5 protein-coding genes are annotated in these 5,385 nt (G+C 63.0%); all 5 read left to right on the forward strand.

From position 1 onward, the window contains the following. The coding region (locus ACT6UX_RS30120; protein WP_444778822.1) for an N-6 DNA methylase at nt 1-1,034 on the forward strand (1,034 nt) is incomplete at its 5' end. Further along, nucleotides 1,034-2,068: a virulence RhuM family protein gene (locus tag ACT6UX_RS30125; RefSeq protein WP_444778823.1), complete on the forward strand. Its 1,035-nt coding sequence runs from the start codon at nt 1,034-1,036 to the stop codon at nt 2,066-2,068. The genes ACT6UX_RS30120 and ACT6UX_RS30125, both read left to right, overlap by 1 nt. Further along, on the forward strand, nt 2,065-3,294 hold the full coding sequence (locus tag ACT6UX_RS30130; RefSeq protein ID WP_444778824.1) for a restriction endonuclease subunit S: 1,230 nt from the start codon (nt 2,065-2,067) through the stop codon (nt 3,292-3,294). The genes ACT6UX_RS30125 and ACT6UX_RS30130 overlap by 4 nt, the downstream gene beginning before the upstream one ends. Before the next feature lie 8 nt (nt 3,295-3,302). Further along, nucleotides 3,303-4,364 (forward strand): DUF4917 family protein, encoded by a 1,062-nt coding sequence (locus ACT6UX_RS30135; RefSeq protein ID WP_444778825.1) that lies wholly within the window; start codon nt 3,303-3,305, stop codon nt 4,362-4,364. Continuing rightward, nucleotides 4,361-5,385, forward strand: a 1,025-nt coding sequence (locus tag ACT6UX_RS30140) for a type I restriction endonuclease (protein WP_444778826.1), incomplete at its 3' end; no start/stop codon positions are given. The genes ACT6UX_RS30135 and ACT6UX_RS30140, both read left to right, overlap by 4 nt.

Consider the following 5,385-nt stretch of genomic DNA (forward strand, 5'->3'; position numbering starts at 1 on the left):
ACCTCGACGTGATCGGCAACGCCTACGAGTTCCTGATCAAGAACTTCGCCTCCGACGCCGGCCGCAAGGCGGGCGAGTTCTACACCCCTCCGGAAGTGTCGGCCCTGATGGCCGAGATCATGGACATGGCCGAGGGCGAGGAGGCCGGCGATCCCACCTGCGGCTCCGGCTCGCTGCTGATGAAGTGCGGCCAGCGGGTGCAGGCGAAATACGGGACCAAGAAGTACGCGCTCTACGGCCAGGAATCGATCGGCAGCACCTGGGCGCTTGCCAAGATGAACATGTTCCTGCACGGCGAGGACAATCACCGGATCGAGTGGGGCGACACGATCCGCAATCCCAAACTGCTCGACGGCGAGGACGCGCTGAAGCACTTCGACGTGGTGGTGGCCAACCCGCCGTTCAGCCTCGACAAATGGGGCCACGACACCGCCGGGCACGACCGCTTCGGCCGCTTCCGCCGGGGCCTGCCGCCGCGCACCAAGGGCGACTACGCCTTCATCCTGCACATGGTCGAGACCATGAAGCCGCGTACGGGCCGCATGGCGGTGGTGGTTCCCCACGGCGTCCTGTTCCGCGGCGGCAGCGAGGGCGTGATCCGCCGCAAGCTGATCGAGGAGAACCTGCTCGATACGGTGATCGGCCTGCCGGAGAAGCTGTTCTACGGCACGGGCATCCCGGCCGCGATCCTGATCCTGCGCAAGACGAAGGCCGACCGGAACGTCCTGTTCATCGACGCCTCGCGCGAATTCAAGTCGGGCAAGAACCAGAACCAGCTGACCGACGGCAACATTCGCAGGATCGTCGAGACGTACCACGCGCGCGCCGACGCCCCGAAATACGCCGATCTGGCCACGCCGGAGGAAATCGCCGGCAACGACTTCAACCTCAACATCCCCCGCTACGTCGACACCTTCGAGGAGGAGGCCGAGATCGACCTCGTCGCCGTCCGCACCGAACGGCTGCGCCTCAAGGCGGAGCTGGAGGAACTGGAAACGAAGATGGACGGCTACCTCAAGGAGCTGGGTTACTGATGGCCGGCGAGATCATCCAGTACCTGACCGAGGACGGTGTCACCATCATCCGGCTGCAGGCACGGGACGGCGACGTCTGGCTCAGCCAGGCCGAGATCGCCGAGCTGTTCCAGGTGACCCCCCAGGCCGTCACCCAGCACATCCGCGCCATCTACGAGGAGGGCGAGCTGGAGGAGGCGGCAACTTGTAACGATTACTTACAAGTTCGAACCGAGGGGACGCGGGAGGTTTCCCGTCGGATCGGCCATTATAACCTGCCCATGATCATGGCGGTGGGCTTTCGGGTCCGCTCGCCGCGGGGCAGCCAGTTCCGCCGTTGGGCGGCTACCTCGCTGAGCGAGTACCTAGTCAAGGGCTTCGTCATGGACGACGCCCGGCTGAAGGACCCCGAAGCCGACTATTTCGAAGAGCTGCTGGCGCGCATCCGCGACATCCGCGCCTCGGAGAAGCTGTTCTATAAAAAAGTGCTGGAGATCTACGCCACGGCCGTCGACTACGACCCGAAGGCCGAAGCCAGCCAGAAGTTCTTCCAGACGGTGCAGAACAAGATGCACCACGCCGCCCACGGCCAGACGGCGGCGGAAACCAAGGTCGCTCGTGCCGATGCCTCCAAGCCGATGATGGGCCTGACCAGCTGGCCCGGCGAGGCGCGCGGCCAGCTCCCCACCCGCGCCGACGCCCAGGTGGCCAAGAACTATCTGGAGCCGGCGGAGATGGAGACGCTCAACCGTATCACCGTCGCCTTCCTGGAATTCGCCGAGGCGATGGCCAGGAACCGCCGCGCCATGCACATGGCCGACTGGATCGCCAAGCTCGACGACTTCCTGAAGCTGGGCGATCACCCCCTGCTCGCCGGCGCCGGCAAGGTCCAGGCCAAGGCGGCCGAGAAGATCGTCAACGCCGCGTACGACGCCTGGCACACGCGCACGATCAATGCGCCGAGCGCGGTGGAGCGGCACTTCGTGGAGGCGGTTGGGAAAGCGAAGGTGATCGAGGGTGCCCGACCGAAGCCGGTGAAGGGGCCCAAGGAATGACCGTCTCTCAATTTCAGACCGTCGAGATCGGATCAGTCCTTGAGAAGGTGACAAGGCCTGTCACGGTCGACCCTAAAGCATACTACCAGGAAATTGGCATCAGGTCGCATGGTAAGGGCTTGTTCGATAAGGAACCCGTGCTTGGGTCAACGCTCGGTGACAAGCGAGTATTCTGGGTCGAGCCGAATTGCTTCATGGTGAATATCGTCTTTGCGTGGGAGCGCGCTATCGCGAAGACCACCGATGCCGATGTCGGGAAAATTGCGTCTCACAGATTTCCGATGTACCGGCCGATCGAAGGCAAGTCCGACTTGGATTTCATCAGCTACTTCTTCAAGACTGAATACGGTCGAGAACTGCTATCGCTCGCATCCCCGGGTGGGGCTGGGCGCAACAAGACCCTTGGTCAGAACGAATTTCTAAGACTTCGGGTGAAACTCCCGCCCTATGAAGATCAGCGGAAGATTGGGGCCATCCTCTCCACCTGGGATCGTGCCATCGAGACGGTCGAGGCCCTGATCGCCAACGCCCGCAAGCAGAAGGCGGCGTTGATGCAGGCGTTGCTGGCTGGCGAGCGCCACTTGCCGGGGGCGGCACATGCCAGTGAATGGACCACGCGTAGCTTGGGGGAGCTCTTCACGTTCAAGAACGGGTTGAACGGTGAAAAGTCGCTCTACGGTTCGGGAGTCAAATTTGTAAACGTGATGGACGTCTTCCGGGCGCGGACCCTGCACTACAGGGACATCGCGGGTTCGATGTCCGTCACGCCAAATCAACTCAGGGAGTACGGCCTCAAGAAGGGTGACGTCCTGTTCAACAGAACTTCTGAGACTGATGACGAAATCGCCATCTCGACGGTCTACCTCGACGATACGCCTGCGGTGTTCGGCGGGTTCGTCATCCGCGCTCGGCCTATTGCTGGCGTGTTGGACATCGGCTTCTCGGTCTATGTCTTTCAGTCACCTTCTGTCCGGCGCGCACTGATTCGCTTGGGTCAAGGTGGCATCCGCGCCAATATCGGTCAGGGCGACCTGGCGACTGTGCCTGTGTGTCTCCCGCCGCTGCCAGAGCAAGCGAAAATCGCCGCGGTCCTGTCGAGCGAGGATCGGACCATCGAAGTGCTGCAGAGGAAATTCGCGGCGCTACGCGAAGAGAAAGCTGCCCTCATGCAACAGCTGCTGACCGGCAAGCGTCGAGTCAAGGCGGCGGAAAGCGAGGCGGTCTGATGCCTCTCATGACCTTCGACGAAGCGATCACCGACTCAGATCGGTTTGCGAAACGCCACCTGCTACTGGGTAACGGGTTCAGCATCGCCTGTCGCGCCGACATCTTCCACTACGGCTCGCTTTACGCCCAGGCGGACTTTTCCAACGTTCCCGAGGTTCAGGCTGTCTTCGAGGCGCTGGGCACTCAGGACTTCGAGGCGGCGATCCGGGCACTGGAGAACGCCGCCCGCATCCTACCGGCCTATGTCCCGCACGGCGCGGTGGCTATCGCCAAGATGCAAGAGCACGCGGCGGCTCTAAAGGAGATTCTCGTCCAGACCATCGCCGGCAACCATCCGAACATCCCGCCGGACATCGCCGACGAGAAATTCTGGGCGTGCCGTCGCTTCCTCGCCAACTTCCTGGCGGGTCCCAAGGCCGGCTGCGTCTTCACGCTTAACTACGATCTACTCCTGTACTGGACGCTGATGCATGGCGACATGCCATCTGGAGAGCCGATCCCTCTCACGAAGAATGACGGCTTCGGAAATGACGAAGATGAACCCGACGCAGAGTATGTCGTGTGGCAGGGTGAAACGAACGCCCACAGCGCCTCAATCATGTTCCTTCACGGGGCGCTTCACCTGTTCGATTCGGGCAAGGAACTGCTGAAGTATACCTGGATCAGGAAGGGTATACCGCTCGTCGAGCAGGCTCGCGAAGCGATCGCTCGCAACGCCTACCCACTATTCGTCGCTGAAGGGACGAGCGCGCAGAAGAAGTCGAAAATTCGGCATAACGCCTACTTGTATCAGGGCTTCAAGCAGCTCACGGCGAATCTGCAGCAGGGGCGGCACTGCGTCTTCATCTACGGCCATTCGCTCGCTGCGAATGACGACCACATACTCGTCCGAATTGGGCGGGGTCACTTTCGAAAGCTCTACGTCGGCATCTATGGCGACCCTGACACAGAGGACAACCAGCGGATTATGAAGCGAGCCCAAGAGCTCGCCGCTATGCGTCATGAACGCTGGCCGCTCGAAGTATCATTCTACGATGCTGCGTCCGCGAACGTCTGGGGCGGCCCATGAACCAAGCCCCTTCAACCGCTGAAATCTATTCCTCCCACGTTCCGGCGCTCGCGACGCTCGTGACCCTGGGCTGGCGCTACATGCCGCCGGCCGAGTGCCTGGCGGCGCGCGGCGGGCCGCAGGGCGTCCTGCTGGCGCCGGTGCTGGTGGAGGAGCTGCGGCGGCGGACGTTTGAGTACAAGGGCAGGACCCATCCGCTCTCGATCAACGCCATCGACCAGATCGTGCGCGAGCTGTCCTCGCCCGCGCTGAACGAGGGCCTGCTGACCGCCAACGAGCGGATCTACAATGCCCTCACTCTGGGCGTGACGGTCACCGAGTTCGTCGACGGCAAGCGCCACAGCGTGACCGTGCCGATCGTCGACTGGGCTCGGCCGCTGGCCAACCGCTTCACGGTGACCGAGGAACTGGAGCTGCTGGCCGCCGACGGGATTCATAGCCGGCGGCCGGACGTGGTCGGCTACGTGAACGGGATCCCCCTGCTGGTGATCGAGGCCAAGCGGCCCGACAGCGGCAATCCGAACAAGGCCATGGTGGACGAAGGGATCAACCAGATGATCCGCAACCAGGGCCAGGACGAGATCCCGCAGCTGTTCGCCTATGCGCAGCTTCTGGTCTCCATCGGCATGACCGACGGCCGCTACGGCACCACGCGGACACCGCGAAAGTTCTGGGCGCGCTGGCGCGAGGAGGTGCTGGACGAGGCCCACTTCAAGACGGTCAAGAACCGGGCGCTGGAGACCGACCCGCGCGAGGCGCTGCTGCGCCATCGCCTGTCCGACGTGAAGGAGCACTTCATCAGCCTGTGGAGCGGGGAGCAGGAGGTCACCCACCAGGACCGGCTGCTGATCAGCCTGTGCTCGCCCGAGCGGCTGCTCGACTTCACCCGCACCTTCATGCTGTTCGACCGCAAGGCCGGGAAGATCGCCGCCCGCCACCAGCAATATTTCGGCATCAAGGCCCTGCTCGAGCGGGTGCGCACGCTGCGGCCCGACGGCGGACGCGAGGGCGGGGTGATCTG

Source organism: Reyranella sp., assembly GCF_052439685.1.
Classification (GTDB): Bacteria; Pseudomonadota; Alphaproteobacteria; order Reyranellales; family Reyranellaceae; genus Reyranella.

Excerpts from the sequence above, each read along its gene's own strand:
- ACT6UX_RS30125 (WP_444778823.1), top strand. The coding sequence starts at position 1,034 with ATGGCCGGCGAGATCATCCAGTACCTGACCGAGGACGGTGTCACCATC.
- ACT6UX_RS30130 (WP_444778824.1), top strand. The coding sequence starts at position 2,065 with ATGACCGTCTCTCAATTTCAGACCGTCGAGATCGGATCAGTCCTTGAG.
- ACT6UX_RS30135 (WP_444778825.1), top strand. The coding sequence starts at position 3,303 with ATGACCTTCGACGAAGCGATCACCGACTCAGATCGGTTTGCGAAACGC.